This window comes from Roseivivax isoporae LMG 25204 (assembly GCF_000521865.1).
In the GTDB taxonomy this organism is placed as follows: domain Bacteria; phylum Pseudomonadota; class Alphaproteobacteria; order Rhodobacterales; family Rhodobacteraceae; genus Roseivivax; species Roseivivax isoporae.
This window is the reverse complement of the sequence record NZ_JAME01000006.1, coordinates 143,256-168,498: the sequence shown is the minus strand read 5'-3', so window position 1 is coordinate 168,498 and position 25,243 is coordinate 143,256. Positions and strand designations below refer to the sequence as shown.

The following is a 25,243-nucleotide window of genomic DNA, read 5'->3' as shown; positions in this document are numbered from 1 at the left end:
GTCAGACCGGCTCGTCGATGATGTGATCTTCCCACGCGTCCTCGTCGACGGCGAATTCGGGCACCGTGCGGGAGCGCATGGACACCCGCGCCGCGTGCACGCTCTCGGGATCGCCCGAGATCAGCGGGTGCCACGGGTAGAGCGGCCGGCCCTCCCAGAGCAGCTTGTAGGCGCAGGTCACCGGCAGCCAGTAGGCGTGGTCGGCGATGGTGTCGGGCTTCAGCACGATGCATTCCGGCACGTAGGCGTGCCGGGTCTCGTAGCGCGCGCAGCGGCAGGTCGTGTCGTCGAAGAGCCGGCAGGCGACGCGGGTCAGGGCGACCTCGCCGGTCTCCTCGTCCTCGAGCTTGTTGAGGCAGCACTTGCCGCAGCCGTCGCAGAGCGCCTCCCACTCGGCGGAGCTCATCTCGGACAGCGACTTTCGTTCCCAGAACCGCGGCGCGAGCCCCCTGCGGTCGATCGGATCGGGCGCGCCGGCGGTCATGCGAGCGCCTCCAGCACGTCGCGGGCCCGGGCGCAGTCCGCGTCCATCTGCGCCACCAGCGCGTCGAGCCCGTCGAACCGTTCCTCGGGCCGCAGGAACTCGACCAGCGCCACGGACAGGTGCGTGTCGTAGAGGTCGCCCTCGAAATCGAAGAGGAAGGTCTCGATGTTGGCGCGGTTCTCGCCGAACATCGGGCGCACGCCGACCGACGCGGCGCCGTGCCAGGTGCCCGCGTGCGGCCCCGACAGCACGTCCACCCGTACGGCGTAGACGCCGAAGCGCGGCGGGTGCAGCCCGTCGATCGACATGTTGGCGGTGGGATAGCCCAGCGTGCGGCCGCGCTTCTCGCCATGGATCACCGGGCCGTCGATGCGGTGCCAGTGGCCGAGCAGCGCTGCGGCGTCGCCCGGGCGGCCCTCGCTCAGCGCGGTGCGGACCGCCGTCGAGGATACGCGCCTGCCGCCCGCCAGCGCGAGCGGCGCGGCGGTCACGCCGAAGCCCAGGCGCGCGCCGAAGGCCGCGAGGTCCGAGGCGTCCCCCGCCCGGTCGCGGCCGAAGCGGAAATCGGCGCCGGTGACCGCGTGCGAGAGGCCGAGCCCCTCGGCCAGGACCTCGCGCGCGAAGGCCTCGGGCGTCAGCGCCGCGAGATGGGCGTCGAAGGGCAGCTCGAACAGGATGTCGACACCGAGCTTTTCCAGTCGGTGCGCGCGGGCCTCGGGCCCCATCAGCCGGAAGGGCGGCGCGTCGGGTCGGAAGAACTCGCGCGGATGCGGCTCGAAGGTCAGGACGGCCAGCGGCGCGCCGGGCGCGGCGGCGCGCGCGGCGTCGATGACCGCCCGGTGGCCCAGGTGAACGCCGTCGAAATTGCCGATGGCGGCGACGGCGCCTCGGGCCGTGTCGGGGATGTCCCGGATGTCGCGCAGGATCCGCATGCGCACCCGCGTAGCTTCCGGGCGCGGGGCGTGCAAGAGGGGCCGCCGCCGTGCCGGACGCGGGGGGCGCGGATCAGTCGAACTTGCGCGACGGCGCGAGCACGCGGGCCTCGCCCACCAGCACCTTGCGGCCGTCCACCGAGCAGTGGCAGTCGAGGGTCACGCGCCGCTTCGCCACGTCGATCTCGACCACGCGCACCTCGGCATGGACCACGTCGCCGGGCCGCACGGGGGCGAGGAATTTCAGCGTCTGTCCCATGTAGACGGTGCCGTGACCCGGAAGCTGCTCGCCGATCACCGCAGAGATCAGGCCGGCGGTCAGCATGCCGTGGGCGATGCGCCCCTCGAAGATCGTCTCCTGGGCGTAGTCGTCGTCGAGGTGCACGGGATTGCGGTCGGTCGACACCTCGGCGAAGAGCTCGATGTCGCGGTCGGTGATCTGCTTTTGCAGCGACCGGGTCATGCCCATCTCGATGTCCTCGATGGGGATCGTCCCGCGCGGCAGGTTGTCGAACATGTCAGCCTCCATGATCAGGCGCCCCGGCAACAAATAAGCGCCCGAGGCGCCCGTTCAAGCAACTTTATTGCTTCGCGCGCGCAGAAAATCAAGGCCGACCTTGTGGGGAGTTCGGGTCCGTCCGTGCCCGGCGCGCCACCCCGTGTCCCGCGGCGGAGCCTCCGGCGGGGATATTTCCGCCAAGAAGAAGCCAGGACGCGCGCCAGGCAGGCGCCCGGGCCCGGGACGTCAGCGCAGGAAGCCCATGGCGAAGGTCGGGGAGATGCCCTCGGCCGTGCAGTAGCGCCCGAGCTTCGCGGCATCCGGCTGGCCGCCATCGGCGGTCGCCGTCTCCTCCGCCGCGAGGCCGCCGGTGATCAGGAGCGAATCGATGTCCTCGCCCATGGCGCCGTCGATGTCGGTATGCGCCCCGTCGCCGATGGCGAGCAGCCTGTCGTCGGGCGGCACGTCGCCGAGCTCGCGCAGCCGCAGGCGCGCGAGGTCGTAGATCGGCGGATGCGGCTTGCCGAAATAGAGGCTCTCGCCCCCCATCTCCTCGTAGAGGCGCGCAAGCGCGCCCGCGCACCATTCGCGCACGCCGCCCCGGTCCACCACGATGTCGGGGTTGGCGCAGAGGAGCTTCAGCCCCCGCGTCTTGGCGGCGAGGAAGTGCGGCCGCATGGTCGCCGGATCGGCATGGGGATCGAAGGGCCCGCAGCAGACGATGCCCTCGGCCTCCTCGAGCGGGACCTGCGTGATGTCCACGGGGTTCTCGACCACCTGCAGCGGCGAGAAGAAGCTCCTGTCGTGATCCTCGCCGATGAACCAGACCCTGTTGCCCACGGCGCCGCGGAACATGGCCGCGCGGGCGCTGTCGCCCGAGGTGGCGACGGTGTCCCAGGCCTCGTCGGGCACGCCCATCCCCGCGATCTGCTTCTGCACGCTCGCGCGCGGGCGGGGGGCATTGGTCAGCAGCACCACGCGGCCGCCCTGCCGGCGGTAGGCAGTCAGCGCCGCGACCGCGTCGGGATAGGCGCGCACGCCGTCATGCACGCAGCCCCAGAGGTCGACGAGCAGCGCGTCGTAGCGGTCCGAGACCTCGTGCAGGTCGGTGATGATCTGGGTCACTCTGATCTCCGGCAAGTTCGGGGTAAGGCGGGACCCTAGGCGCGGGTCGCGCGGGGGGCAAGGCGCGCGGCCTCGAGGCGTCCGGCCACGAGGCCGGGCAGGGCCGCCCAGTCGTCGAAGGCCGCGGCATGGGGCAGGTCCGCGGCCGCGCTCTTGCGGTAGCCGCGGGTGAAGAGCAGGAACGGCACGTCCGCCGCCGCGGCGGTCGCCGCATCCGTCTCGCTGTCGCCGACATAGAGGGCGGGCCCGCCGCCCAGCGCGTCGAGCGCGGCCCGGAGAGGCGCGGGATCGGGCTTGCGGGTGGCCAGCGTGTCGCCGCCGATCACGACGCCGAAATGCCGCGCGAGGTCGAAATGCGCGAGGACCGACCGCGCCGGAATCGCCGGCTTGTTGGTGCAGAGGCCGAGCCTGTGCCCGGCCGCCCCGAGCGCCTCGAGCGCCGCCCCGGCGCCCGGGTAGAGGCGGGTGAGGTCGTGCGCCGTCTCGTAGGCCGCGACGAAGCGCGCGAGGAGGTCGTCCTGCGCCGTCTCCGGCAGGTCCCGCGCCGCGCGCATCCGCGCCACGAACACGCCCGCGCCCTCGCCGATGAAGCCGATGGTCTCGGGCAGCGTCAGGGGCGCGCGCCCCTCCTCCGCGAGCAGGCCGTTCGCCACGCACGCGATGTCGGGGGCGCTGTCGATCAGCGTGCCGTCGAGGTCGAAGACGATGCGCGCGCTCATGTGGTGGCACGCGCGCCGAAGATGGCCGAGCCCACCCGCACATGCGTGGCGCCGAGCGCGATCGCCTCCTCGAAATCCGCCGACATGCCCATGGACAACCCGTCGAGGCCGTTGCGCGCGGCAAGCTTCGCCAGCAGCGCGAAATGCAGCGACGGCGTCTCGTCCACCGGCGGGATGCACATGAGGCCGCGCACGGGCAGGTCGAGGTCGCGGCACTCGGCGACGAAGGCGTCGGTGTCGCCGGGCAGGATGCCGGCCTTCTGCGGCTCCTCGCCGGTATTCACCTGGACGAAGAGGTCGGGGCAGCCGCCCGTCTCCTGCGCGAGGCGCGCGATGGCGCGGGCAAGCTTCGGGCGGTCGATGGAATGGATCGCGTCGAAGAGCTCCATCGCGCGGCGCGCCTTGTTCGATTGCAGCGGTCCGATCAGGTCGACCCGGACATCGGCGAAGTCCCCGCGGAAGCCCGGCCACTTGCCCTCGGCCTCCTGCACCTTGTTCTCGCCGAAATGCCGGTGGCCGGCCTCGAGCACCGTGCGCACGCGCGCGTCGGGCTGTACCTTCGACACCGCGATCAGGTGCACGCTGCCCTCGGGCCGTCCCGCGGCACGTTCGGCCGCGCGGATGCGGTCGGTGATGTCGGTCAGTCCCAAGGATCGTCTCCCCATGCGTCGATGAAGGGTTGCATCTCGGTCTCGTAGCGCCGCCAGGCCGCGCGGCGCCCGCCATGGATCGGCTGGCGCACCTGCGCGATGCTGAGCGTGCGGACCGCGCCGCCCCGTTCGTGGAACGTGAGGCATGCGGGGTCCCAGTCGAGCCCCGCCGCCGCGACCAGCCGCCGCGCCGCGGGTTCGGGATCGCCCACGAGATCCTCGTAGGCCACGCGCACCAGGCGGTCGCCGAGCCGGTCCTGCCAGGCGGCGACCGAGGCGCGGAACGCCTTGATGGCGGCGGCGATGTCGGCGAGGTCGTTGGCGTAGCGGTGCGTGCCGAGCGCGAAATGCGTCTTGTAGATCGACAGCGCCACGTCGCGGGGATCGCGGTCGATCACCACGAACCGGGCCCCGGGCAGGGCGCGGGCGAGGTAGCCGTAGACCAGGTGGCTCTGGATCGACTTGTCGGTCACGGTGCCCCGCCGGGCGCCGGTCGCCCGCCGCACGCCGTGCAGGTAGGACGCGGCGTAGCGCGCGAGGTCGGGGTCCTTGAGGCTGCGCAGCGCGGCGAGGCGCCCGTTCGCGGCAAAGCGCGCATGCGCGAGCCGGAGCGCCAGCGCCAGCTCGCCCCCCGCGGTCGCGTCCGGATGCGCGCCGACGATCTGCTCGGCGAGCGTGGTCCCCGAGCGGGGCATGCCGGTGACGAAGACCGGCGCGAGCGCCGCCTCGAGGTCGATGGGGTCGAGCGCGGCCCGGTCCTGCGCTGCGCGGATCGCGGCATCCTCGGCCTCGCGCGCGGCGCGGTCGTAGGGGGCGAGGCGGCGCTGCAGGCGGTTCGCCCGGTGCAGGACCGGGAACACCTCGTCATGGGCGCCCTGGTCCTCGAGCGCCTTGGCCAGCGCGAAGAGCGCGTGCACCCGCGTCTCGTCGCCGACCTTGGGATTGTTGGCAGCCTTGCGCAGCCGTCCCATCAGCGGGTCATCGGCGGCGAGCCGGTGCGTGGCGAGGAAGGTGCGGTAGAGCACCCCCTCGAACGGGGCCCGGGCGATCAGCTCGCGAAAGAGCGCCTCGGCCTCGTCGAAGCGGCCGATGCGCTGGAGGTAGATGCCCTTGTCGGCGGCGGCGTGCAGCGGCTTCCGCGCGGCGGCGATGCGGGCATCGTGGGCGGCCAGCGCATCCTCCACCCGCCCTGCATCGGCAAAGGCCGCGACGGCCGCGTCGAGGAGCGCGGGCATGCCGGGCCGGGCGGCCAGCGCGCGGTCGAGGTGGTCCGCACGGGTGGCGAAGTCGCCCTCCTCGTGCGCGATGCGCGCGAGCTGCGCGCGGATCTCGGGGCTGTCGGGATGGGACGCGAGGAGCGCGGTCAGCGCGGTGCGCGCCTCGGCCATGCGGCCCGCCTGCATCAGGCGCAGCGCCGCGGCATAGCGGGTCTGGGCGTCTTCGCTCGGCGGCATCGGCATCTCCCACGGTTCGGTTGGGAGGTGTAGGAGCGCTGCGCGAAAAAGAAAAGAGCGGGCGAAACCGCCCGCTCTTCCCTGAAGTCCGATCTCTCGAGAGATCAGAAGTTCATGCGCAGACCCAGCGAGAACGTGTCGTAGTCGTCTTCGCCAGCACCGTCGAGCTCGAGGGTGTTGTTGCTGTAGCCGCCGCGGAGCGACAGGCCACCGCCGAGGTCGTAGGTCGCGGCGAGGCCGTAGCCCGATGCCTCGAAGTCGTCGTTCGAGTACTCGCCGTAGTTCAGGCCGACCGCGATGTTGTTCATCGAGTAGCCGACGCCCAGACCCCAGTGGGTGATGGTGTTGTCGATCGCAAAGCCCGGAACCTGCAGGGCGATGTTGTCTTCCCACTCGTCAGCAACGTCCGACTGGGCGTAGGTCGCGCCAACCGACAGGCCGCTTGCGAAGCCGGCGGCCACGGCCAGGCCGTAGGTGTCCGCGACGTCTTCCTGCGTCTGGTACGCGATGCCCGCGTCGATCGAGACGCCCGAGAACTCGCCAGCGTATGCAACGCCGACACCGTAGATCGGGTTTGCGTCGAAGCCTGCGGTCACGCCGATGTTGTTGCCGGCGAGGTAGTCGTCCGCACCGTCTTCTGCCTGCTCCATGGAGAGCGAGAACACGAAGCTGGAGTAGGCGTAGTCGAAGCGCGCGATCTGGCCGTCACCATTGCCGTCGAGCGACAGACCGGAGTCGAAGCCGCCGTTGATGGTGCCGAGGGTGTCGAGCAGTTCGTAGAGCGAGTAGCCGTCACCGTCGTTGAAGCCGATGTGCGCGGTTTCATCGTCGTTGAGCGAGCCGCCTGCGAGGCCCATTTCCGGCAGAGCCGCGTCCATCGCGCCGTCGGTGTCGCCCATGGTCAGGGTCGCGCCGCCGAAGGAGACGAAGATGGTCTCGCCGCCCTGGGTGTTCGGGCTCTCGAAGGGCTGGCCGTTGCCGGCTTCGTCGATGTCGATGCTTGCACCGAACGACAGGCCGTTGTCGGCTTCACCGGTCATGGTGAAGGTGACGTCGATGTCGGTGAAGAACTGGGTGTCGCTGTCGCCGAAGTCCACGTCGCCGTTGGCATCGAAGCCGAAAGCGCCGGCGGGCTTGTAGATGCCCATTTCCGCCATACCGGTCAGTGCAACGCCGAGATCCTGGGCCGATGCGATGCCGGCCGACGCAACCAGTGCCGTGGATGCGAAAAGAAGCTTTTTCATGTGTTCCCTCATGTGTTCGTAAGGCACGTACCAATCCGGAAGCCCGGCCTTGATGGGATGTTCTATGCGCCCCGAGGCCGGCCGCTTGCAAGCCAAGCGCTCCGGCGTGTCGGGATCTACCTCCTCCATGGTGCAGTTTTGCCACAAGGCCGCGAGGGGCCCGGATGTGACGCCGGCGACCCCGCGCCGCGCGGGCGGATCCTGCCGTCTTGTCGCGCGGCGCCGGGACAGGTAAGGAGTTGCAAAGATTTGCCGGAAAGCAGCGCGGCGGGGACGGGAACGATGAAGGCAGGACGGGTTGCAGCCCTCGCGGCGATGACGGCCGCATCGCTGGCACTGGCAGGCTGCGGGGCGTTCAGCCGTTCGCCCGGCCGCGCGCCGGTGGAGACGAGGCCCGCGCAGGACATTCTCGACGACGAGATCTACGGCCGCGGCCGCGCGCCCACCTCGACCATCTGGGACATCTTCCGCCCGCGGCAGGACCCGGGCCAGATCGGCGCGGTGAACAAGTATATCTGGAACGCTTCGCTCGAGACGCTGAGCTTCCTGCCGCTCGAGAGCGTCGATCCGTTCACCGGCGTCTTCGTCACCGGATTCGGGACGCCCCCGGGCGGTGGCCAGCCCTACCGCGCGACGGTCTACGTGACCGATCCCGCGCTCGATGCGCGCTCGCTCAACATCGCGATCCTGACCCGGTCGGGACCGGCGAGCGCCGCCACCGTGCGCGCGGTCGAGGACGCGATTCTCACCCGCGCGCGCCAGCTCCGCCGCGAGGACTCGCGGTTCTGATCGCGGGCCGCGTCAGTCGCGCGGCGGTCGCGGATCGCGCGCCGCAAGCGTGTCGACCCACGCCACCTGCCGCGGCAGGCACACCCGCCTGAGATCGTAGTCGGCGACGATGCGCGCCCGCGCCGCCCGGCCGAGCCGCGCGCGCAGGTCCGCGTCGCCGAGCAGCGATTCGAGCCGATCGACGAGGCCCGCGCCGTCGAAGAAGTCCACCAGAAGCCCGGTCTCGCCGTCGGCGATCACCTCGCGCACGGGCGCGGTGTCCGAGGCGAGGATCGCGCATTCCGCGCTCATCGATTCGAGAAGCGACCAGGACAGCACGAACGGGTAGGTCAGGTAGACATGCGCCCGGCTCACCTGCAAAAGCGACAGGAATCGCGGGTAGGGAACGCGGCCGAGGAAATGCACCCGAGCCCAGTCGGCATCGGGGATCCGGCCCCGCACCTCGTCGATGAAAATCTGCTTCCACGTCCGCCCTTCGGGAGCGCGCGCGCCGTAGCTCACCTCGTCCCCGCCCAGCATCACCACGTGCGCGGCGGGCCGGCGGCGCAGGATCTCGGGCAGCGCGCGCATGAAGACATGGTAGCCGCGATAGGGCTCGAGGTTGCGGTTCACGAAGGTGATCACCTCGTCCGCGCGGGTCAGGACACGGCCGTCCGCGACCTCGAGCCGCGCGTCCGGGTCGGGGCGCACCTGGTCGGTGTCGATGCCGTCATGCGAGACGGTGATGCGGTCCCGCCAGGGGTCCGGGAACGTGGAGGCCTGGAACCGCGTGGGGCTGATGCCGGCGTCCATGACCTCCTCGTGCAGGCGGTTGTTGAGGTTCTTCATGCGGATGCGCAGGCGTTCGTTATCGGCCCCCGGCCGCTCGAATTCGGGGTCGAAGTTCACGAAGTCCTCGGTCGTGAGGTGGTAGAGCTCGCAGTAGAGTCCGAGCCGCGCCTTGGGCCAGACATCCTTGAGGAACAGGCTCTCGCCCCAGCCGTGATGGGCGAGGATCACGTCCGGGGTGAAACCCTGCGCGCGCAACGCCAGCGCGCCGCGATAGCACGAGCCGCCGCGCAGGAGCTTGGTCTCGAAATCCTGGAGCCAGGGATGGATGCCCTCGGTCGACCGGCCCTGGATCGCGTAGGGCATGACGGCGACCCCGTTCCAGCGCGTGGCCTCCTTCACCTTGGGCGTCAGGGCCACCACGCGGTGCCCGGCCCGCGCCAGCTCGGGGGCGAGGTGCTTGTACTGTCCGGGAAAATTCTGGTGAATGATCAGGATGTTCATGGCCGTCCGCGTCGCTGGTCCCGGGGTCCCTGACGGTTCTGCCACATCGCGCGCCGCAGGGGAACGCGCGGCGGCAAGGCCTGGCGCGCGCGGGCGTCCTCCTGTTGCCCCTGGGCCTGCGATGCGGGCGCGGGGCCGCTTCGTCACTGGACGCTCAAGCGCGCGCGTCCTATCACCCGCAGGACCATCCATTCCGTCCGCCGCACTGATCCCGCCCGAGGAAGACCCGACATGTCCCGCTACGACCCCGCCGCGATCGAGCCGAAATGGCAGAAGGCCTGGGACGAGGCCCTGACCTTCCGCGCCGACCGAAGCCAGGACCGCCCGAAATACTACGTGCTCGAGATGTTCCCCTACCCGTCGGGGCGCATCCACATCGGCCACGTGCGCAACTACACGATGGGCGACGTCATCGCGCGCTACAAGCGCTCCACGGGGCACAACGTGCTGCACCCGATGGGGTTCGACGCCTTCGGCATGCCCGCCGAGAACGCCGCCATGGCCTCGGGCGGGCACCCCAAGACGTGGACCTACGACAACATCGACACGATGGTCGACCAGATGAAGCCGCTGGGCTTCTCGATCGACTGGAGCCGGATGTTCGCGACCTGCGACCCGGACTATTACGGACAGCAGCAGGCGCTGTTCCTCGACTTCCTCGAGGCGGGGCTCGTCTACCGCAAGAACGCCGTGGTGAACTGGGACCCGGTCGACATGACCGTGCTCGCCAACGAGCAGGTCGAGAACGGCCGCGGCTGGCGCTCGGGGGCGCTGGTGGAGCGGCGCGAGCTCACGCAGTGGTTCTTCCGCATCTCGGACTTCGCCGAGGACCTGCTCGACGCGCTCGACGGGCTCGACGACTGGCCGGCCAAGGTCAAGCTGATGCAGGCCAACTGGATCGGCCGCTCGCGCGGGCTGCAGTTCGCCTTCTCGACCGTGGACGCGCCCGAGGGATTCGACCGGATCGAGGTCTACACCACGCGGCCCGACACGCTGATGGGGGCGTCCTTCGTGGGCGTGTCGCCCGATCACCCGCTCGCGCGGCAGCTGGCCCGCGACAATCCCGAGATCGCCGCCTTCTGCGACGAGTGCCGCCGCATGGGCACCTCGGAGGAGGAGCTCGAGAAGGCCGAGAAGCGCGGCTTCGACACCGGCCTGACCGTGCGCCATCCCTTCGACACGAGTTGGGAACTGCCGGTCTGGATCGCGAACTTCATCCTCATGGATTACGGCACCGGCGCCATCTTCGGCTGCCCGGCCCATGACCAGCGCGACCTCGACTTCGCCCGCAAGTACGACCTGCCAGTGCGGTCCGTCTTCGTGCCGGCCATGGGCGAGGAGGGGACGTTCATCCTCCCAGAGGAGGGCGGGCCGGCCTACGTGCCGCCCAAGCCCGAGACCGTGCGCTACGTGGCGGGCTTTGCCGGCGGCGAGGCGCAGACCGGCGACGCGGCCGTCGAGGCCGCCATCGGCTTCTGCGAGGAGAACGGCGTGGGGCAGGGCGTGACCCGGTTCCGCCTGCGCGACTGGGGGCTCTCGCGGCAGCGCTACTGGGGCTGCCCGATCCCGGTGGTGCACTGCGACACCTGCGGCGTCGTGCCCGAGAAGAAGGAGAACCTGCCGGTCGTCCTGCCCGACGATGTCAGCTTCGACGTGCCGGGCAACCCGCTCGACCGGCACCCGACCTGGCGCGACGTGGACTGCCCCTCCTGCGGCGCGCCCGCGCGGCGCGAGACCGACACCATGGACACCTTCGTCGATTCGTCGTGGTACTTCGCGCGCTTCACCGCGCCCGACGCCGCGACGCCCACCGATCCCGACGAGGCCCGCTACTGGATGAACGTCGACCAGTACATCGGCGGCATCGAGCACGCGATCCTGCACCTGCTCTATGCGCGCTTCTTCGCGCGGGCCATGCACCTGACCGGCCACCTGCCGGAAAGCGCGCGCGAGCCCTTCGACGCGCTCTTCACCCAGGGGATGGTGACGCACGCGATCTACCGCAGCACGGGGGCCGACGGGCGCCCCGAATACCACTTCCCCGAGGCGGTGGAACTGCGCGAGGGGCGCGCCTTCCTCAGGGAGGGTGGCGCCGAGGTCGAGGTCGTGCCCTCGGCCAAGATGTCGAAATCCAAGAAGAACGTGGTCGATCCGGTCGAGATCGTGTCGCAATACGGCGCCGACACCGCGCGCTGGTTCGTGCTGTCGGACAGCCCGCCCGAGCGCGACGTGGAATGGACCGCCGCGGGCGCAGAGGCGGCGCACCGCCACCTCGCCCGCGTGCACCGCATCGTGTCCGAGGCGGCGGAGGCCGACAGCGAAGCCCGGCCCGGCGACGAGGACCTCCTGCGCGAGATGCACAAGACCATCCACGACGTAACGCAGGGCATCGAGAGCTTCGGCTTCAACGCGGCGATCGCGCGGCTCTACGCCTTCACCGCGACGCTGTCCAAGGCCGAGGCCGGCGGCGAGGCCCGCCGTGCCGCCGCGCGCACGCTCGCGCAGCTCATGTCTCCCATGACGCCGCACCTGTCAGAGGAGCTGTGGCAGGTTCTGGGCGGAGAAGGCCTCGTGGCCGACGCGCCCTGGCCCGTCGCGGACGAGGCGATGATGGTCGAGGACACCGTGACGCTGCCGATCCAGGTCAACGGCAAGCGGCGCGGCGAGATCGTGGTGCCCAAGGACATGGCCAAGGACGAGGTCGAGTCGCTCGCGCTGTCGCATCACGCCGTGCTCAAGGCGCTCGACGGCGGGACGCCCAAGAAGGTGATCGTGGTGCCGGGACGGATCGTCAATGTGGTGCTCTGAGCGCCGCGCCGTCCTCGCCGCGCTCGCGGCGCTGGCCGTCCTGCCGGCCTGCGGCTTCACCCCCGCCTACGGGCCCGGGGGCAGCGCGGGGCGGCTGACGGGCGAGGTCGCGCTGACCGCGCCCGAGGACCAGGCGGGCTACCTCTTCAACCGCCGGATCGAGGAACGCCTCGACCGCGCGGCGCTCGGGCGCTACACGCTCGAGGCGACGGTCGAGACCGAGCAGACCGACCTCGGCACCACCTCGACGGGTTCTACCACGCGCTACCGCATCCTCGGCTCGGCGCGCTACCGCCTGACCGAGACCGGCACCGGGCGGCTCCTGCTCGAGGACCGGATCGAGAGCTTCACCGGCTATTCCGCGACCGGCTCGAACGTCTCGACGCTCGCCTCCGAGAGGGACGCGCTGCAGCGCGTGACGACGATCCTCGCCGACCGGGTGGTGGACGCGCTGATCCTCGCGGCGCCGACCCTGCCGGAATGAAACTCTCGGCCCGCGACGCGCCGGCCTTCTTCGCGCGGCCCGATCCGGATGCGGCGGGCCTGCTCATCTGGGGCGAGGACGCGATGCGCGTGGCGCTGCGCCGGCAGGAGGTCATCGCCGCCCTGATCGGTCCCGAGGGCGAGGCCGAGATGCGGCTCACGCGAATCCCCGGCCCGGACCTGCGCAAGGACGCGGCGCTCCTCCTCGACGCGGTCAAGGCACAGGGATTCTTTCCCGGCCCGCGCGTCGCCTTCGTCGAGGACGCCAATGACGGGACCGCCGAGGCGGTCGCGACCGCGCTCGACGCGTGGCGGCCGGGCGATGCGCAGGTCGTGGTGACCGCGGGCGTGCTCAAGGGCGGCTCGAAGCTGCGCAAGCTCTTCGAGGGCGCGCGGAACGCGCACGCGGCGGCGATCTACAACGACCCGCCCGGGCGCGCCGAGATCGAGGCGACGCTGTCCAAGGCCGGGCTCACGGAGATCGAGCGCGCGGCGTCGGACGCGCTCTTCGACCTCGCGCGGCACCTCGATCCCGGCGACTTCCGCCAGACCGTGGAGAAGATCGCGCTCTACAAGCACGGCGATTCGGCGCCGCTCACGGCCGAGGAGGTCGCGCTGATGGCGCCGGCCACGTCCGAGGCCGCGGTCGACGACGTGCTGCACGCGGTCGCCGAGGGCGAGACCGGCGCGATCGGCCCGCTGATGCAGCGGCTCGAGGCGCAGGGCGTGGCAGCGGTCACGCTGGTGATCTTCGCCACCCGCCATTTCCGCGCGCTGCACGCCGCCGCCGCCGACCCCGCGGGCCCCGCGCAGGGCATGGCACGGCTGCGCCCGCCGGTTTTCGGGCCGCGCCGCGACCGGATGCTGCGCCAGGCGCAGGGCTGGGGGATGCTGCGGCTCGAACAGGCGCTGCGGCTCCTGACGGACACCGACCTCTCGCTGCGCTCGGCCGGGCAGCGCGCGCCGGCCATGGCGCTGGTGGAACGCGCGCTCATCCGCCTCGCCATGCTCGCGCGGCGCTGAACGGCGCGGGACTTGCCGCGGGACCGACGCTCGGGCAGTGTCCGCGCGGACATAGGCCCTGACGCCAAGGATGCGCGCGATGAGCTATACCCTGATCGGCACCCGCCAGAGCCGCGCCTTCCGCGCGCTCTGGCTTCTCGAGGAGATCGGTGCGGACTATGCCCACGTGCCCGCCGCGCCGCGCTCGGACGAGGTGACGCGGGTCTCGGCGCTGGGCAAGATCCCGGTGCTGGTGGATGGCGAGACGGTCGTCCCCGATTCCTCGGCGATCCTGACCTACCTCGCGGACCGGCACGCCGCGCTGACCTTTCCCGCCGGCACGCCGGAACGGGCGCGGCAGGACGCCTGGACCTTCCGCATCCTCGACGAGCTCGACGCGCTGCTCTGGACTGCCGCCCGGCACAGCTTCGTCCTGCCCGAGGCCGCGCGCGTGCCGGCCGTGAAGGACAGCCTCAAGGGCGAGTTCGCGGCGAATCTCGAGCGGCTCACGGCCGAGATCCCCGGCCCGTTCCTGATGGGCGAGACCATGACCGTGCCCGATATCGTGCTGGTGCATTGCGGCGGCTGGGCGGTATCGGCGAAGTTTCCCGAACCGCCCGCCGCGTTCAAGGACTACGCCCGCGGGCTGCGCGCCCGACCGGCCTATGCCCGGGCCAGCGAGAAGAGCTGAGACCGGGGGCGCCTGCGCTCAGGTCGGCCCGTCGAGGCGCCGCGCCGCGGCCAGCCCGGCCCAGCGGCCGGTGGCGAGGCAGGCGGTCAGCAGATAGCCGCCGGTCGGCGCCTCCCAGTCGAGCATCTCGCCCGCGGCGTAGGTGCCGGGCCGCGCGACCAGCATCAGGTCTTCGTCGAGCCCCGCGAAGGCAAGGCCCCCCGCGGTCGAGATCGCCTCGTCGAGCGGTCTGAGGCCGTCATGGGGGACCGGCAGCGCCTTGAGCAGCGCCGCCAGCGTGCGCGGCTCCGCGGGCAGGGGCGCGCCACCTCGGCCACCAGCGCACGCGCCACGGGGCCGAGCCGCGCGGCCTTGCGCACCCGGTTCGAGGCGCTCTCGCGGGAGGGCCGCGCGGCGAGGCGGGCGGCAAGCGTGTCGGCCGCCACGTCCGGGCAGAGGTCGATCGCCAGCGGGGCGCCCGTGCGCAGCGCGGGGGACAGCGGGTAGAGGCCGCCTCCCTCGAGGCCCCCGGCGCTCAGGACCGCCTCGCCGCGGCTCTCGATTCCGCCCGACCGGAAGACCACGTTCTTGAGAGGCCGGCCCAGATGCGGCGCCATGTGGTCCGACCACGGGATCTTGAGCCCCGCATTGGCCGGCGCGAAGGGCACGAGGGGCGCGCCGATCTCCGCGAGTGCCCCGGTCCAGCGCCAGTCCGAGCCGAGCCGCGCCCAGCTCGCCCCGCCGAGCGCGAGGATCGTCGTGCGGGCGGCGACCCGCACCGGGCCCTCCGGCGTCTCGAACGTGGCCGCGTCGTCCGTCCAGCCCGTCCAGCGCCATCGTGTGCGCACCGCGAGCCCCGCGGCGCCGAGCCGCCCGAGCCACGCGCGCACCAATGGCGAGGCCTTCATCGCCTCGGGAAAGACGCGGCCAGAACTGCCGGTGAAGAGCGGCTGTCCGAGCCCCTCGGCCCAGGAGCGGACGGCCTCGGGCGGGAAGGCGCGGATCATCGGCCCGAGCCGGCCGGCCGCCCCGCCATAGGCCTGCAGGCACGTCTCGACGTCCTCGTCCTTGGTCAGGTTCAGCCCGGACTTGCCCGCCATCAGGAGCTTGCGTGCAAGGCTCGGGCGCTGGTCCGCCAGCAGGACCGACCGTCCCGCGGCCAGCAGCATCTCGGCCGCCATCAGGCCCGCAGGGCCGCCACCGATCACCAGCGCGTCGGGCGTGAGGGGGGCGGATGGCATGGCGGGGCGGGTCCTCGTGCTTGATCCCGGCGGCGGTGGCGCCAGCTACATCGCGCAGGCCGGGCAGGGGAACAAGGGCCGGGGCGCATGCACATGACCGACGATCAGGGCGATCCGATCTGCCCGCTCTGCCTGCGGCCGATCCCGCCCGAGGCGCGGTCGAGCCTGCACCACCTCGTGCCCAAGCTGAAGGGCGGCAAGGGCGGGCCGACGGTGCTGCTGCACCAGATCTGCCATTCCGAGATCCACGCGCGGTTCACCGAGGCGGAACTCGCGCGCGACCTCGACACGCCGGAAAAGCTGCGCGCAGATCCGCGGCTCGCGCGGTTCCTCGACTGGGTGGCGCGCCGGCCGCCGACCTTCCACAAGCGCAGCGCGGGCGGGCGGCGCAAGCGGCGCTGAGATGTGTCAGGCGACCATCTTCTCCGCCCGGCGCAGGTCGACCGAGACGAGCTGGCTCACGCCCTGTTCCTGCATCGTGACGCCGAACAGCCGGTCCATCCGCGCCATCGTCACCGCGTGGTGCGTGATGATCAGGAACCGTGTGTCGGTGCGGCGGCACATCTCGTCGAGCATGTCGCAGAACCGCGTGACGTTCGCGTCGTCGAGTGGTGCGTCCACCTCGTCGAGCACGCAGATCGGCGCGGGGTTCGCGAGGAACACCGCGAAGATCAGGGCCAGCGCCGTCAGCGTCTGCTCGCCCCCGGACAGGAGCGACAGCGTCGACAGCTTCTTGCCCGGCGGCTGGCAGAGGATCTCGAGCCCGGCCTCCAGCGGGTCGTCCGATTCGACCATCACGAGGTTGGCCTCGCCGCCGTTGAAGAGGTGCCGGAAGAGCAGGCCGAAATTCGCGTTCACCTGCTCGAAGGCGGTCAGCAGCCTTTCGCGGCCCTCGCGGTTGAGGCTCGCGATGCCGGCGCGCAGGGTGCGGATCGCCTCCTCGAGATCGGATTTCTCGGACACGAGGGTGTCGTGCTCGGCCTGCACCTCGCGGGCGTCCTCCTCGGCGCGCAGGTTCACGGCGCCGAGCGCGTCGCGCTGGCGCTTGAGCTGGTTCACGCGCGCCTCGATCTCCTCGGCGCGGGGCAGGGCGTCGGCATCGGTGCCGAGCCGTTCGAGCAGCGCTTCGGGCGTCGTCTCCTGCTCGTCGGCGATGCGCTCGGCCGCGGCGGCGGCGGCGGCCTCGGCGGCCTCGGCCCGGGCCTCGGCACGGGCGCGGCTCTCGCGCGCCTCGGACGCGGTCCGCTCTGCGTCGCGTTCGGTGGCGACGGCGTCGCGCAGCGCGGCCTCGGCCGCGGCCAGCGCGTCGCCCGCGGCGCGGCGGCGCTCCTCTGCGGTCTCGATGCGCTGGCCGAGCTCCTCGCGCGTCTCGGCCAGTTCCGCGGGCCTCGCGGCGGCATCGGCCAGCTCGTCCTCCGCGGCGGCGCGGCGGTCCTCGAGCTCTGCCCCGCGCGACTTCGCGGTCTCGAGCCGGGTGCGCCAGCCCGACAGTTCCTTGGCCACCTGCTGGGTGCGGGTCTTGCGCGCCTCGCCCTCGCGGCGGCATTCGTCGTGGGCGGACCGGCGCGCCATCATGGTCATGCGCGCGGCCTCGACGGTCATGCGGATGTCCTCGAGCTCGGCGCGGGCGGCGTCGAGATCGGGCAGGGCGGCCACCGCGCGTTCCGCCTCGACGCGCCGCGCGCGGGCCTCGGTCATCTCGTCGGCATGCCGCGCCACGGCGAGGCGCGCGCTTTCGAGCCGGGTCTCGGCCATGTCGCGGTCGGCTTCGGCGCGGCTCGCGGCGCGCGTCGCCTCGGTCACCGCCTGGTCGGCCTGTCTGCGGGCCTCGCGCGCGGCCTTGTCGGCGCGGGTGAGGTCCGCGAGGCGCGCGCTCAGCCCCTCGTGGGTGGCGCGCGCGCCGTCGAGTCGCGATTCGGCCTCGGCGCTCTCGGCCCTGAGGGCCTCGAGCCGGTTCAGCTGCTCGAGCCGGAGTGCCGCGGCGGACGGCATGTCCGACGCGGCGGCCCGGTAGCCGTCCCAGCGCCAGAGGTCGCCCGCGGGGCTGACGAGCCGCTGCCCGGGCCCGAGCGCCGCCTGCAGCCGGTCGCCCTCGGAGGCGTCGACGAGGCCGATCTGCGACATCCGCCGGACCAGGACGTCCGGCACCGACACGTGCCGCGACAGGGGCGTCACGCCCGCGGGCAGCGGCTGGTCGGCGTCGTAGGCCGGCAGCACGCGCCAGCCCGATCCGCCTTCCGAATCGCTTTCGGGCGCGCGCAGGTCGTCGGCGAGCGCGGCCCCCAGCGCCTTCTCGAAGCCGTGCTCGACCTGCAGCCGGTCGAGCACCTGCCCGCCTTCCGCGGTGTCGCGGTCGAGAAGCCGGGCCAGCGCGCCGACCTCGGCCCGCAGCGCCGACAGCTCGCCCTCGGCCGCCGACCGCGCGGCGCGGGCGTCGGCCTCGCGCGACTGGGTCTCGGCACGGGCATGCTCGGCCTCGGCCAGCACGTCCTCGGCGCGTTCGGCGGTACCGCGGGCACGTTCCGCCTGCGCCTCGCTCTCCGCGCGCGTGGCCTCCGCGGTCGCGAGCCGGGTCTCGGCCTCGGTCACGCTGGCGCCGGCGCGGGTCGCCTCGGCCTCGGCCCGCTCGTAGAGCTTGACCGCGTCCGACAGGCTCCGATGCGCCGACTGGTGGCGCGCCGACAGCCGCGCCAGGTCCTCGGTGCGCTCGGACAGCGCCGCCTCGCGCGCCTCGAGCACCGCGGCCGCCTCGCGCGCCGCCTCCGCCGTCTCCTCGAGCCGCGCCTCGTGGCCCTCGCCGGCCTGGGCCAGCTCCTCCGCCTCGCGTTCGAGCGCCGCGATGGTCTCGCCGGCGTCCCGGTTCAGCCCGCCCTCGCGCTCCATGTCGCGGGTCAGCTGCTCGATCCGGGCCTTGAGCGTGGCGATGGCGTCCGCGGCGCGGCGCTCCGCCTCGGTCAGCGCGTCGCGCTCGACGGTCAGGCGCTGCAGGACGGCGGCCGCGATGGCCTCCTCCTCGCGCAGGGGCGGCAGCGCCTCCTCTCGGCCCTCGCGGACGGCGGTCGCCTCGCGCGCGGCCTTCTCGGCACGGGCGGCCTCGGTCATGGCGGCCCGGAGCGCCGCGCCCGCCTCGGCGCGTGCGGCATCCGCATCGCGCCAGCGGCGGTAGAGAAGCTGCCCCTCGGCATGGCGCAGGTCGGTGCCGATGGCGCGGTAGCGCGCCGCCTGCCGGGCCTGCCGGGCGAGCGATTGCAGCTGCGTGGCGAGCCCCTCGACCACGTCGTCGACGCGGGTCAGGTTGGTCTCGGTGTTCTTGAGCTTCAGCTCCGCCTCGTGGCGGCGCTGGTAGAGCCCGCCGATCCCCGCGGCGTCCTCGAGCACGCGGCGCCGCGCCTTGGGCTTGGCGTTGATGAGTTCGGAGATCTGGCCCTGCCGCACCAGCGCCGGGGATTGCGAGCCGGTCGAGGCGTCGGCGAACAGCATGGCCACGTCGCGCGCCCGCGTCTCCTTGCCGTTGGCCTTGTAGGCGCTGCCGGCGTCGCGGGTGATGCGGCGCACGATCTCGAGCTGGTCGGCATCGTTGAACCCCGCGGGCGCCAGGCGCTCGGCGTTGTCGATGGTCAGCGTGACCTCGGCGAAGTTGCGCGCGGGCCGCGAGGCGGCGCCGGCGAAGATCACGTCCTCCATCCCGCCGCCGCGCATGGCGGTCGGACGGTTCTCGCCCATGACCCAGCGCAGCGCCTCGAGCAGGTTCGACTTGCCGCAGCCGTTCGGCCCGACGACGCCGGTCAGGCCGTCCTGGATCACCAGTTCGGTCGGATCGACGAAGCTCTTGAAACCCGACAGTCTCAGTCGTGAAAAACGCATGGGCGGTGCGCCCCCGGATTGTGCCTGCGGTCCGCATTGTGCGGGTCAGGGGGAGGACGAGTCAATCGCCTTGGGCTGCATGTCGCGGCGGAATGCCAGGTTCTCCACAAGATATTGCGAACCTCCATAGGGTAGTCTTATCCTTGGCCTGTTCGGCAATGCAGAGGACGCGATGGACATCGTCATCGAGGAAGGCTCGCCCCTGGCGCCTGGGGCCCGCGCGCTGCTGGAGGAGAGCCACGCGCTGATGACGCGTCTCTATCCGCCCGAGCAGAACCATGCGCTTGCCCCCGAGGCGCTGGCGTCGGCGGACACGACCTTCTTCGTGGCCTCCCGCGGTGGCGCGGCGCTGGGCTGCGTCGCGGTCAAGCGCCATGCCGATTGCGCGGAGCTCAAGTCGTTCTTCGTGCGGGCGGACGCGCGGGGCGCGGGCCTCGGCGCGCGGCTTCTCGCACGGGCAGAGGACGCGGCGCGGGCGGAGGGCCTCGCGGTGATGCGGCTCGAGACCGGCGATGCGCTCGCAGCGGCGACGGCGCTCTACGTGCGGTCGGGCTACGTGCGCTGCGGCCCGTTCGCCGCGTACGATGAGAGCCCCGGCAGCGTGTTCTACGAGAAGCGGCTGCCTAGAGGCTGACACAGTCGAGCGACAGCTCGGCCGGGTCACCGTCCGCATCCTCCGCCTCGGCCAGCACGGCGCAGTCGAGGAGCAGGGGCGGCGCCGGCCGGGGCGGTGCCGGCGCCCCGCCGCAGGACAGCCCGATCCGCAGAAGCGTCACGTCGCCCGTGGCCCACGCGGCGGTGCAGCCGGTCCAGTCCTCGACCGCGCGCGCCGCGCGGTCCGAGACGAGCGGCCACCGCGGCAGCGGGTCGAAATCGGTGCGGATCGCCTCGACCACGGCGCCGTTGCGGCGGACGACGAAATCCGATCCGCCCTCGGACAGCCGCATCGCGGGACGGCCGGCAAAGCCCGGACCGCCGGCGGTGCAGGCCCCGAGGGCAAGGCAGAAAAGGAGGAGCAGGGCGCGCATGGCGCCAGCATATCCCGGGATCCGGTTAAGGCGCGCCTAATCCCGGCGGTCGCGGTCCCTGCGCCGCCACAGCGCGCGCGCGGTCCAGAGCGCCGTCCCGCCGAAGAAGAGCCCGGCGATGCCGATCACCTCGACAAGGGCCGCGCTGTTCGCGATGCCACGCACCGCCACCGTCAGCACGACGAGCGCGAGCCCGCAGAGGCTGAACACCAGCCGGAAGATCAGCTCGCCGCGCGACGGTCCCCCGGACACGTCAGAAGGTCACCTGCACGCCGGGCAGCTTCAGCGCCTTGATGAGGTCGCGCAGTTCCTGCCGGGCCGCCACGTTCGAGATGTTCAGCTGCTTCACGCCGATGTCCTTGAGGTCGAGCAGCGTCAGGCCGCGCGGAAAGAGCTCGCGGAAGATCACGCGTTCCGAGAACCCCGGCCCGACGCGGAAGCCGATGCGCTTGGCCAGCCGGTCGAGCGCGCGCTCCATCTTGAGCTTGTTGACCATGGCCTGCGCGCCGAGCCGGTTGCGCAGCACGACCCAGTCGATGGGCTGCAGGCCCGCCTGCGCGCGCAGCTGCCGCGCGTTCCAGACCATCTCGGCATAGACCGAGGGCCCGAGGATCTTCTCGCCGTCGCCGTCGATGCGCGCGAGCAGGTCGAAATCGACGAAACTGTCGTTGAGCGGCGTGATCAGCGTGTCGCCCAGCGAATGCGCGACCTGGCTCAGCCGCGTGTGCGAGCCCGGGCAGTCGATCAGGATGAAGGCGCACGCCGCCTCGAGTTCCGCCACCGCGGCCGACAGCCGGTGGTCATAGGCGTTCTCGCCCGGTGCCAGCGCGGCCGGGTCGATCTCGGGCAGCTCCAGATAGCGCGGCGAGGGCAGGTCGAGCCCCTCCCGCGCGAGGAAGGCGCGGCGGTTGTCGATGTAGCGGCCGGTCGTCTTCTGGCGGAGGTCAAGGTCCAGCACGCCGGTCGGATGCCCCATCCGCGCCAGCGCGGTCGCCACGTGCATCGACACCGTGGACTTTCCGGCGCCGCCCTTCTCGTTTCCCACGACGATGATATGCGCCACGACCGCTCCCCCGACACTCGATCCCGAAATGCGGGACGTCCCCTGCCTCGGTCCCCCGATAGCCGGGGGCGCGCCCCAGAGAAAGCCGGCCCGCGCATAAGGGGCACAAGTCGTGGCAGGACCGCCGCAGGCGGGTAGCGGAAACGACAACGCCGCCCCGGAGGGCGGCGCTGCGAATTCCGTCGAGAGGGCGGCGATCAGAAGCCGAGGCCCTCGTACTTCTTCTTGAAGCGCGAGACGCGGCCGCCGGTGTCCATCAGGCGCGAGGAGCCGCCGGTCCAGGCCGGGTGCACGGTCGGGTCGATGTCGAGCGTCAGCGTGTCGCCTTCCTTGCCCCACACGGTGCGGGTCTGGAAGGTGGTGCCGTCCGTCATCTTGACCGTGACCACGTGGTAGTCGGGGTGGATGTCCTTTTTCATGTCGACGCTCCTTGCACGGGCTTCTTGCCGTCGCCCTTGAGAACCTTGTAGTTCGCGTCCTCGGCGATACGGGCCGATTTGCCGCGACGCGACCGCAGGTAGTAGAGCTTGGCGCGGCGGACCCGGCCGCGGCGCACCACCTCGATCGATTCGATGTTGGTGGAGTAGAGCGGGAACACGCGCTCCACGCCTTCACCGAAGGAAATCTTGCGCACTGTGAACGAGCCGGCGATGCCCTGGCCGTTCTTGCGGCTGATGCAGACGCCCTCGTAGTTCTGCACGCGGGTGCGCGTGCCCTCGGTCACCTTGTAGCCGACGCGCACGGTGTCGCCGGCCTTGAAATCGGGAATTGTCTTCCCGAGCGAGGCGATCTGTTCCGCCTCGAGCTGTGCGATCAGATCCATCTGATCTACTCCTTTGCGATGCCCACGGTTTTCCCGCGGAGGTGTGTCGCGGTCCCAGAGCTCCGGTCTTCGTCCGGGTCCGCCGGCCCGCGTAGGGGGCGCCCGCCAGAGATTCGGTCCGTCTTGTCGTGTCTCGCGTGGCCGGCCCCCTCGCCGCGTCGAAGAAACGCGGGGTGCCGATGCGGGGACATTGGCCACGGGTCCGGTTGGCCTCGCGGCCCCGGACGCGCGCCCGTATAGGACCGGGGCGGCCCGCGATCAAGCGGATTCTCGTCGCGTCACTCGCCGTCGCGGCGGGCGAGATGCGCGGCCCAGAGGTCGGGCCGGCGCGCCCTGGTCAGGCGCTCGGCCTCGTCCCGGCGCCACGCCGCGATGCGCGCGTGGTTGCCCGACAGGAGCGCCTCGGGAATCGGCCTTCCGCGCCATTCCGCCGGGCGGGTGTAGTGCGGATGCTCGAGCAGCCCGTCGGAAAAGCTTTCTTCCTCGGCCGAGGCGGCGTTGCTGAGAACGCCGGGCAGCAGCCGCACGCAGGCGTCGATCAGGGCCTGCGCGGCGATCTCGCCGCCGGTCAGCACGAAGTCGCCCATCGACACCTCGGCCACGTCGTATGCGTCGATCAGGCGCTGGTCGAGCCCCTCGAACCGGCCGCAGATCAGCGTGGCCCCGGGCCCCGCCGCCAGCCGCCGCGCCATCTCCTGGTCGAAGGGCCGCCCGCGCGGCGAGAGGTAGATCAGGGGGGCGGCACGATCCATGCGCGCGCGCGCCTCGTCGAGCGCGCGGCCCATGACGTCGGCCCGCAGGACCATGCCGGCGCCGCCGCCCGCGGGCGTGTCGTCGACGTTGCGGTGCCGGCCCTCGCCGAAATCCCGCAGCGCCACGGTGTCGAGCTGCCAGAGCCGGTCCTTGAGCGCCCGGCCGGTCAGCGACAGGCCCAGCACGCCCGGGAACGCCTCGGGCATCAGCGTCACGACCTGCGCGGTCCAGATGCCGTTCAGCATCGCGCCCGGCTCCATCAACTCGCGCGGGCGCAGCGACGCGGCGATGCGCTTGCGGCCGTGGGACCGGGGCGGGCTTTCTTCTTCGGACATCGTGACCTGCGGATGCGGGAACCGGCGGCGGTCATAGCGCGGCGCCGCGCGGAAGGCAAAGGGCGGGCGTCAGGGCGTGCGTGCCGCCCGCTCGCCGGCCTGCGGGTCGAGGTAGTCGGCCGGGCGCGGGGCGCGCACGAGCCCGGTGCGCAGGCTCCACGCGTCGCGCGGCTGCGGCAGGCGACCGCGATATTCCACGAAGAGGCCGACCGGGTCAGGCAGCCGCGGGGTCCCCGTCACCGCCGCGGCACGGGTCAGGGCGGCCGACAGCATCGGCGCGCAGTCGACCACCTGGTCGGGCGGCTCGAGCGCGATCTCGCGGCGCAGGTAGAGGCCCGCGTTCCACTGCTCGAGGATGCGGCGCACCTCGGCGAGGAAGGCGAGGTCGCCCGCCCGCGCCGCGCGGTCGAGCTGCCCCGACGCGGCCAGCGCGCCGAGATAGATCGCGACGCTCGCCTGGTCGCAGTTGCGCTGGCGCACGCACCAGAGCGCGGCCATGGCCTGGTCCGGGTCCTCGGGATCGTGTTCGGTGACCACCTTGTGCCAGAGATCCTGGTCGGGTGCGCCGAGAGATTGCAGTGCCGCCACGAGGTCGGTGCGGCCGGAGGTCCGGCCCGACTGCGCCCGCCAGGCCGTGCGCGTCGCCTCGAGCGCGCCGCAGCTTTCCTCGAACCGGCGGCGGCGCTCGGCGATCTCGGCCACCTTGTCGCGCAGCGACAGCACGCGGTCGGGATGGCGGAACAGGGTCGCGAGCCCGCCGGCCTCGTCGGGCGGCAGCGTCAGCACGCGGTCGAGCATGAAGAGGTCGAGCACCTGTCCGTCGCTCAGGTCGTCGCAGCGGAACACGCCCCAGACGCCCGCGATGCGCGCGAGGATCGCGGCGATGGCGGCGTCGGCATGCTGCGGCACCTGGCCCCCGACCTCGGCCGGGTCGGGATCCTCGAGCGCGGGACCGGCGAGGCGCAAGGCGACGTGGGCGCGCCGCGCCTCTGGCGGCGGCAGGGAGGCGGAGGGGTTGCGCCGGACGAGGCCGCGCAGCAGGCTGCTCGACGGATCGGGCGCAGTGCCGCCGCGCGCTCCCTGCGCGATGCCGGCGGCGGGGCCGGGACGGAAGGCGAAGAGCACACCGCCCCCGGCAAGAAGCGTCGTGGCGACGGGGCCGAGCGCGGGATCGGTCCCCGCGGCGGCGACACCCGGGTCCGCGAAGAGCACCAGAAGGAGCGCGGGCGACAGCGCCGCCACACTCCGGATTATCCTGGCGCGTGCCAAATCCACGTCCAGTCCTCACCTTTTGCACGTGAGGCCGTGTTACCGGCCGTTTGAGGCGGAATCGCGGCGCGGCACCGCCGCACTCGCCTCGGACGTTTCAACTATAGGGAGAATCGCCTTGCTGCCATACGACCGTCACGGTGCCGGCAACAATTCGCCGGCGCCGTGCCAGGAACGCCTCGAATCGGGTCAGTCGTCGAACAGGCCCGCAGGCGGATCGGCGACGATCCGGCCCGCTGCAAGGTCCACGGTCGGCACCGCCGCCTGCGTGAACGGCAGCAGAACGGTCGCGCTCCGGCCCGGCACTGCAACCTCCAGGAGGTCGGACGCCCCGTGGTTCTGCACCGTGCGCACGGTCCCGAGCGCGACGCCGCCGGTGTCGTAGACCGCGAGCCCGATCAGGTCGGCATGGTAGAACTCGTCGTCGGGCAGCTGCGGCAGCCGGTCGCGCGGCGCGAAGAGGCGCACGCCCTTCAGCGCGTCGGCCTCCTCCTTGCTGCGCACGCCGGTGAGGCGGGCGGCAAAGCCCTGCGCGATGGCGCGCACGATCTGCACGTCGAAGACATGCGCGCCATCCTCGGAGGTCAGGGGGGCGTAGTCGGCGATGGCCTCGGGTTCGGCGGTGAAGCTTTTCAGCCGCACCTCGCCGTGCACGCCGAAGGCGCCACCGATCGCGCCCACGCAGATCCGTTTCTCGTCATCCATGGCGCCAGCCCATAGCGCAGGGACCGGGCGG

General features: G+C 72.1%; 27 protein-coding genes. 7 read left to right on the top strand and 20 right to left on the bottom strand.

Translation table 11 applies throughout. The annotated features are described in order from the left end of the window. Nucleotide 1: 1 nt before the first annotated feature. The 8 genes from RISW2_RS05905 to RISW2_RS05870 form a co-directional block, all read right to left on the bottom strand. Nucleotides 2-484 carry a YcgN family cysteine cluster protein gene (locus RISW2_RS05905; RefSeq protein WP_043767857.1) on the bottom strand — a complete coding sequence of 161 codons (483 nt, stop codon included), beginning with the start codon at nt 482-484 and terminating at the stop codon, nt 2-4. After that, the gene (locus RISW2_RS05900; protein WP_043767854.1) at nt 481-1,416 is read right to left on the bottom strand and encodes a bifunctional riboflavin kinase/FAD synthetase; all 936 of its coding nucleotides are present in this window, start codon (nt 1,414-1,416) and stop codon (nt 481-483) included. The genes RISW2_RS05905 and RISW2_RS05900 overlap by 4 nt, the downstream gene beginning before the upstream one ends. A 73-nt stretch (nt 1,417-1,489) precedes the next feature. After that, a complete protein-coding gene (locus RISW2_RS05895; protein ID WP_043767852.1) occupies nt 1,490-1,933 on the bottom strand; it encodes a MaoC family dehydratase in 444 nt (147 codons plus the stop codon). Nucleotides 1,934-2,161: 228 nt separating this feature from the next. Continuing rightward, nucleotides 2,162-3,040, bottom strand: coding sequence for a TIGR01459 family HAD-type hydrolase (locus RISW2_RS05890; protein ID WP_043767849.1), 879 nt, complete (start codon nt 3,038-3,040; stop codon nt 2,162-2,164). Between the two features lie 35 nt (nt 3,041-3,075). Next, nucleotides 3,076-3,759, bottom strand: coding sequence for a phosphoglycolate phosphatase (gene gph / locus RISW2_RS05885; protein ID WP_043767848.1), 684 nt, complete (start codon nt 3,757-3,759; stop codon nt 3,076-3,078). Then, on the bottom strand, nt 3,756-4,409 hold the full coding sequence (locus RISW2_RS05880; RefSeq protein WP_043767846.1) for a YggS family pyridoxal phosphate-dependent enzyme: 654 nt from the start codon (nt 4,407-4,409) through the stop codon (nt 3,756-3,758). Before RISW2_RS05880 ends, gph begins: the two co-directional genes overlap by 4 nt. Beyond that, the gene (locus RISW2_RS05875; protein WP_156943784.1) at nt 4,400-5,863 is read right to left on the bottom strand and encodes a tetratricopeptide repeat-containing sulfotransferase family protein; all 1,464 of its coding nucleotides are present in this window, start codon (nt 5,861-5,863) and stop codon (nt 4,400-4,402) included. Before RISW2_RS05875 ends, RISW2_RS05880 begins: the two co-directional genes overlap by 10 nt. A 104-nt stretch (nt 5,864-5,967) precedes the next feature. Continuing rightward, nucleotides 5,968-7,107 carry a porin gene (locus RISW2_RS05870; RefSeq protein WP_043767841.1) on the bottom strand — a complete coding sequence of 380 codons (1,140 nt, stop codon included), beginning with the start codon at nt 7,105-7,107 and terminating at the stop codon, nt 5,968-5,970. A gap of 282 nt (nt 7,108-7,389) precedes the next feature. Between RISW2_RS05870 and RISW2_RS05865 the strand changes: the two genes are divergently transcribed. Further along, on the top strand, nt 7,390-7,896 hold the full coding sequence (locus RISW2_RS05865) for a DUF3576 domain-containing protein (RefSeq protein WP_043767839.1): 507 nt from the start codon (nt 7,390-7,392) through the stop codon (nt 7,894-7,896). A 12-nt stretch (nt 7,897-7,908) separates the two neighbouring features. Here RISW2_RS05865 and RISW2_RS05860 read toward each other — a convergent pair whose 3' ends face one another. Beyond that, a complete protein-coding gene (locus tag RISW2_RS05860; RefSeq protein ID WP_043767837.1) occupies nt 7,909-9,168 on the bottom strand; it encodes a glycosyltransferase in 1,260 nt (419 codons plus the stop codon). Between the two features lie 231 nt (nt 9,169-9,399). Here RISW2_RS05860 and leuS point away from each other — a divergent pair, with 231 nt between their 5' ends. From leuS to RISW2_RS05840, 4 genes are all read left to right on the top strand, one after another. Further along, a complete protein-coding gene (gene leuS / locus RISW2_RS05855; RefSeq protein ID WP_043767835.1) occupies nt 9,400-11,976 on the top strand; it encodes a leucine--tRNA ligase in 2,577 nt (858 codons plus the stop codon). Beyond that, the gene (lptE, locus tag RISW2_RS05850) at nt 11,963-12,460 is read left to right on the top strand and encodes an LPS assembly lipoprotein LptE (RefSeq protein ID WP_043767833.1); all 498 of its coding nucleotides are present in this window, start codon (nt 11,963-11,965) and stop codon (nt 12,458-12,460) included. Before leuS ends, lptE begins: the two co-directional genes overlap by 14 nt. Then, nucleotides 12,457-13,482: a DNA polymerase III subunit delta gene (holA, locus tag RISW2_RS05845; protein ID WP_043767830.1), complete on the top strand. Its 1,026-nt coding sequence runs from the start codon at nt 12,457-12,459 to the stop codon at nt 13,480-13,482. Before lptE ends, holA begins: the two co-directional genes overlap by 4 nt. A 79-nt stretch (nt 13,483-13,561) precedes the next feature. After that, nucleotides 13,562-14,152, top strand: coding sequence for a glutathione S-transferase family protein (locus RISW2_RS05840; protein ID WP_043767828.1), 591 nt, complete (start codon nt 13,562-13,564; stop codon nt 14,150-14,152). Between the two features lie 18 nt (nt 14,153-14,170). Here the strand turns inward: RISW2_RS05840 and RISW2_RS25910 are convergent, their stop codons facing one another. Together RISW2_RS25910 and RISW2_RS05835 are read right to left on the bottom strand one after the other, a co-directional pair. After that, on the bottom strand, nt 14,171-14,317 hold the full coding sequence (locus tag RISW2_RS25910; protein ID WP_425277785.1) for a hypothetical protein: 147 nt from the start codon (nt 14,315-14,317) through the stop codon (nt 14,171-14,173). Continuing rightward, nucleotides 14,317-15,372 carry a TIGR03862 family flavoprotein gene (locus RISW2_RS05835; RefSeq protein ID WP_341872007.1) on the bottom strand — a complete coding sequence of 352 codons (1,056 nt, stop codon included), beginning with the start codon at nt 15,370-15,372 and terminating at the stop codon, nt 14,317-14,319. The genes RISW2_RS25910 and RISW2_RS05835 overlap by 1 nt, the downstream gene beginning before the upstream one ends. Before the next feature lie 93 nt (nt 15,373-15,465). Between RISW2_RS05835 and RISW2_RS05830 the strand changes: the two genes are divergently transcribed. Next, complete coding sequence (locus RISW2_RS05830; RefSeq protein ID WP_043767961.1) at nt 15,466-15,774, top strand: HNH endonuclease family protein; 309 nt, start codon at nt 15,466-15,468, stop codon at nt 15,772-15,774. A gap of 6 nt (nt 15,775-15,780) precedes the next feature. Here RISW2_RS05830 and smc read toward each other — a convergent pair whose 3' ends face one another. Then, nucleotides 15,781-19,236, bottom strand: coding sequence for a chromosome segregation protein SMC (gene smc, locus RISW2_RS05825; protein ID WP_043767825.1), 3,456 nt, complete (start codon nt 19,234-19,236; stop codon nt 15,781-15,783). Nucleotides 19,237-19,408: 172 nt separating this feature from the next. Here smc and RISW2_RS05820 point away from each other — a divergent pair, with 172 nt between their 5' ends. Continuing rightward, nucleotides 19,409-19,870 (top strand): GNAT family N-acetyltransferase, encoded by a 462-nt coding sequence (locus RISW2_RS05820; protein WP_043767823.1) that lies wholly within the window; start codon nt 19,409-19,411, stop codon nt 19,868-19,870. On the opposite strand, the gene RISW2_RS05815 is transcribed toward RISW2_RS05820, so the two are convergent. The 8 genes from RISW2_RS05815 to rimM form a co-directional block, all read right to left on the bottom strand. Next, a complete protein-coding gene (locus RISW2_RS05815; RefSeq protein WP_043767822.1) occupies nt 19,860-20,264 on the bottom strand; it encodes a hypothetical protein in 405 nt (134 codons plus the stop codon). The two genes, RISW2_RS05820 and RISW2_RS05815, sit on opposite strands and share 11 nt — an antisense overlap. 36 nt (nt 20,265-20,300) lie before the next feature. Then, a complete protein-coding gene (locus RISW2_RS05810; protein WP_043767819.1) occupies nt 20,301-20,516 on the bottom strand; it encodes a hypothetical protein in 216 nt (71 codons plus the stop codon). A gap of 1 nt (nt 20,517) precedes the next feature. Next, nucleotides 20,518-21,327: a division plane positioning ATPase MipZ gene (locus RISW2_RS05805; protein ID WP_043767817.1), complete on the bottom strand. Its 810-nt coding sequence runs from the start codon at nt 21,325-21,327 to the stop codon at nt 20,518-20,520. 197 nt (nt 21,328-21,524) lie between these two features. Next, a complete protein-coding gene (rpmE, locus tag RISW2_RS05800; protein ID WP_043767816.1) occupies nt 21,525-21,746 on the bottom strand; it encodes a 50S ribosomal protein L31 in 222 nt (73 codons plus the stop codon). Continuing rightward, the gene (gene rplS, locus RISW2_RS05795) at nt 21,743-22,150 is read right to left on the bottom strand and encodes a 50S ribosomal protein L19 (protein ID WP_043767814.1); all 408 of its coding nucleotides are present in this window, start codon (nt 22,148-22,150) and stop codon (nt 21,743-21,745) included. The genes rpmE and rplS overlap by 4 nt, the downstream gene beginning before the upstream one ends. A gap of 278 nt (nt 22,151-22,428) precedes the next feature. After that, nucleotides 22,429-23,238 (bottom strand): tRNA (guanosine(37)-N1)-methyltransferase TrmD, encoded by an 810-nt coding sequence (gene trmD, locus RISW2_RS05790; protein WP_043767811.1) that lies wholly within the window; start codon nt 23,236-23,238, stop codon nt 22,429-22,431. 69 nt (nt 23,239-23,307) lie between these two features. Then, the gene (locus RISW2_RS05785) at nt 23,308-24,513 is read right to left on the bottom strand and encodes a hypothetical protein (RefSeq protein ID WP_211238671.1); all 1,206 of its coding nucleotides are present in this window, start codon (nt 24,511-24,513) and stop codon (nt 23,308-23,310) included. 183 nt (nt 24,514-24,696) lie between these two features. After that, nucleotides 24,697-25,212 (bottom strand): ribosome maturation factor RimM, encoded by a 516-nt coding sequence (rimM, locus tag RISW2_RS05780; protein WP_043767804.1) that lies wholly within the window; start codon nt 25,210-25,212, stop codon nt 24,697-24,699. Between the last annotated feature and the right edge of the window lie 31 nt (nt 25,213-25,243).

What these genes read in the sequence shown, in the direction of transcription:
- RISW2_RS05895 (WP_043767852.1), bottom strand. Translation starts at nt 1,933, where the DNA reads ATGTTCGACAACCTGCCGCGCGGGACGATCCCCATCGAGGACATCGAG.
- rplS (WP_043767814.1), bottom strand. Translation starts at nt 22,150, where the DNA reads ATGGATCTGATCGCACAGCTCGAGGCGGAACAGATCGCCTCGCTCGGG.
- RISW2_RS05840 (WP_043767828.1), top strand. Translation starts at nt 13,562, where the DNA reads ATGAGCTATACCCTGATCGGCACCCGCCAGAGCCGCGCCTTCCGCGCG.
- holA (WP_043767830.1), top strand. Translation starts at nt 12,457, where the DNA reads ATGAAACTCTCGGCCCGCGACGCGCCGGCCTTCTTCGCGCGGCCCGAT.
- RISW2_RS05835 (WP_341872007.1), bottom strand. Translation starts at nt 15,372, where the DNA reads ATGCCATCCGCCCCCCTCACGCCCGACGCGCTGGTGATCGGTGGCGGC.
- RISW2_RS25910 (WP_425277785.1), bottom strand. Translation starts at nt 14,317, where the DNA reads ATGCTGGTCGCGCGGCCCGGCACCTACGCCGCGGGCGAGATGCTCGAC.
- RISW2_RS05830 (WP_043767961.1), top strand. Translation starts at nt 15,466, where the DNA reads ATGACCGACGATCAGGGCGATCCGATCTGCCCGCTCTGCCTGCGGCCG.
- trmD (WP_043767811.1), bottom strand. Translation starts at nt 23,238, where the DNA reads ATGTCCGAAGAAGAAAGCCCGCCCCGGTCCCACGGCCGCAAGCGCATC.
- rimM (WP_043767804.1), bottom strand. Translation starts at nt 25,212, where the DNA reads ATGGATGACGAGAAACGGATCTGCGTGGGCGCGATCGGTGGCGCCTTC.
- RISW2_RS05870 (WP_043767841.1), bottom strand. Translation starts at nt 7,107, where the DNA reads ATGAAAAAGCTTCTTTTCGCATCCACGGCACTGGTTGCGTCGGCCGGC.
- RISW2_RS05860 (WP_043767837.1), bottom strand. Translation starts at nt 9,168, where the DNA reads ATGAACATCCTGATCATTCACCAGAATTTTCCCGGACAGTACAAGCAC.
- RISW2_RS05875 (WP_156943784.1), bottom strand. Translation starts at nt 5,863, where the DNA reads ATGCCGCCGAGCGAAGACGCCCAGACCCGCTATGCCGCGGCGCTGCGC.
- lptE (WP_043767833.1), top strand. Translation starts at nt 11,963, where the DNA reads ATGTGGTGCTCTGAGCGCCGCGCCGTCCTCGCCGCGCTCGCGGCGCTG.
- smc (WP_043767825.1), bottom strand. Translation starts at nt 19,236, where the DNA reads ATGCGTTTTTCACGACTGAGACTGTCGGGTTTCAAGAGCTTCGTCGAT.
- gph (WP_043767848.1), bottom strand. Translation starts at nt 3,759, where the DNA reads ATGAGCGCGCGCATCGTCTTCGACCTCGACGGCACGCTGATCGACAGC.
- RISW2_RS05820 (WP_043767823.1), top strand. Translation starts at nt 19,409, where the DNA reads ATGGACATCGTCATCGAGGAAGGCTCGCCCCTGGCGCCTGGGGCCCGC.
- RISW2_RS05900 (WP_043767854.1), bottom strand. Translation starts at nt 1,416, where the DNA reads ATGCGGATCCTGCGCGACATCCGGGACATCCCCGACACGGCCCGAGGC.
- rpmE (WP_043767816.1), bottom strand. Translation starts at nt 21,746, where the DNA reads ATGAAAAAGGACATCCACCCCGACTACCACGTGGTCACGGTCAAGATG.
- RISW2_RS05815 (WP_043767822.1), bottom strand. Translation starts at nt 20,264, where the DNA reads ATGCGCGCCCTGCTCCTCCTTTTCTGCCTTGCCCTCGGGGCCTGCACC.
- RISW2_RS05865 (WP_043767839.1), top strand. Translation starts at nt 7,390, where the DNA reads ATGAAGGCAGGACGGGTTGCAGCCCTCGCGGCGATGACGGCCGCATCG.
- leuS (WP_043767835.1), top strand. Translation starts at nt 9,400, where the DNA reads ATGTCCCGCTACGACCCCGCCGCGATCGAGCCGAAATGGCAGAAGGCC.
- RISW2_RS05905 (WP_043767857.1), bottom strand. Translation starts at nt 484, where the DNA reads ATGACCGCCGGCGCGCCCGATCCGATCGACCGCAGGGGGCTCGCGCCG.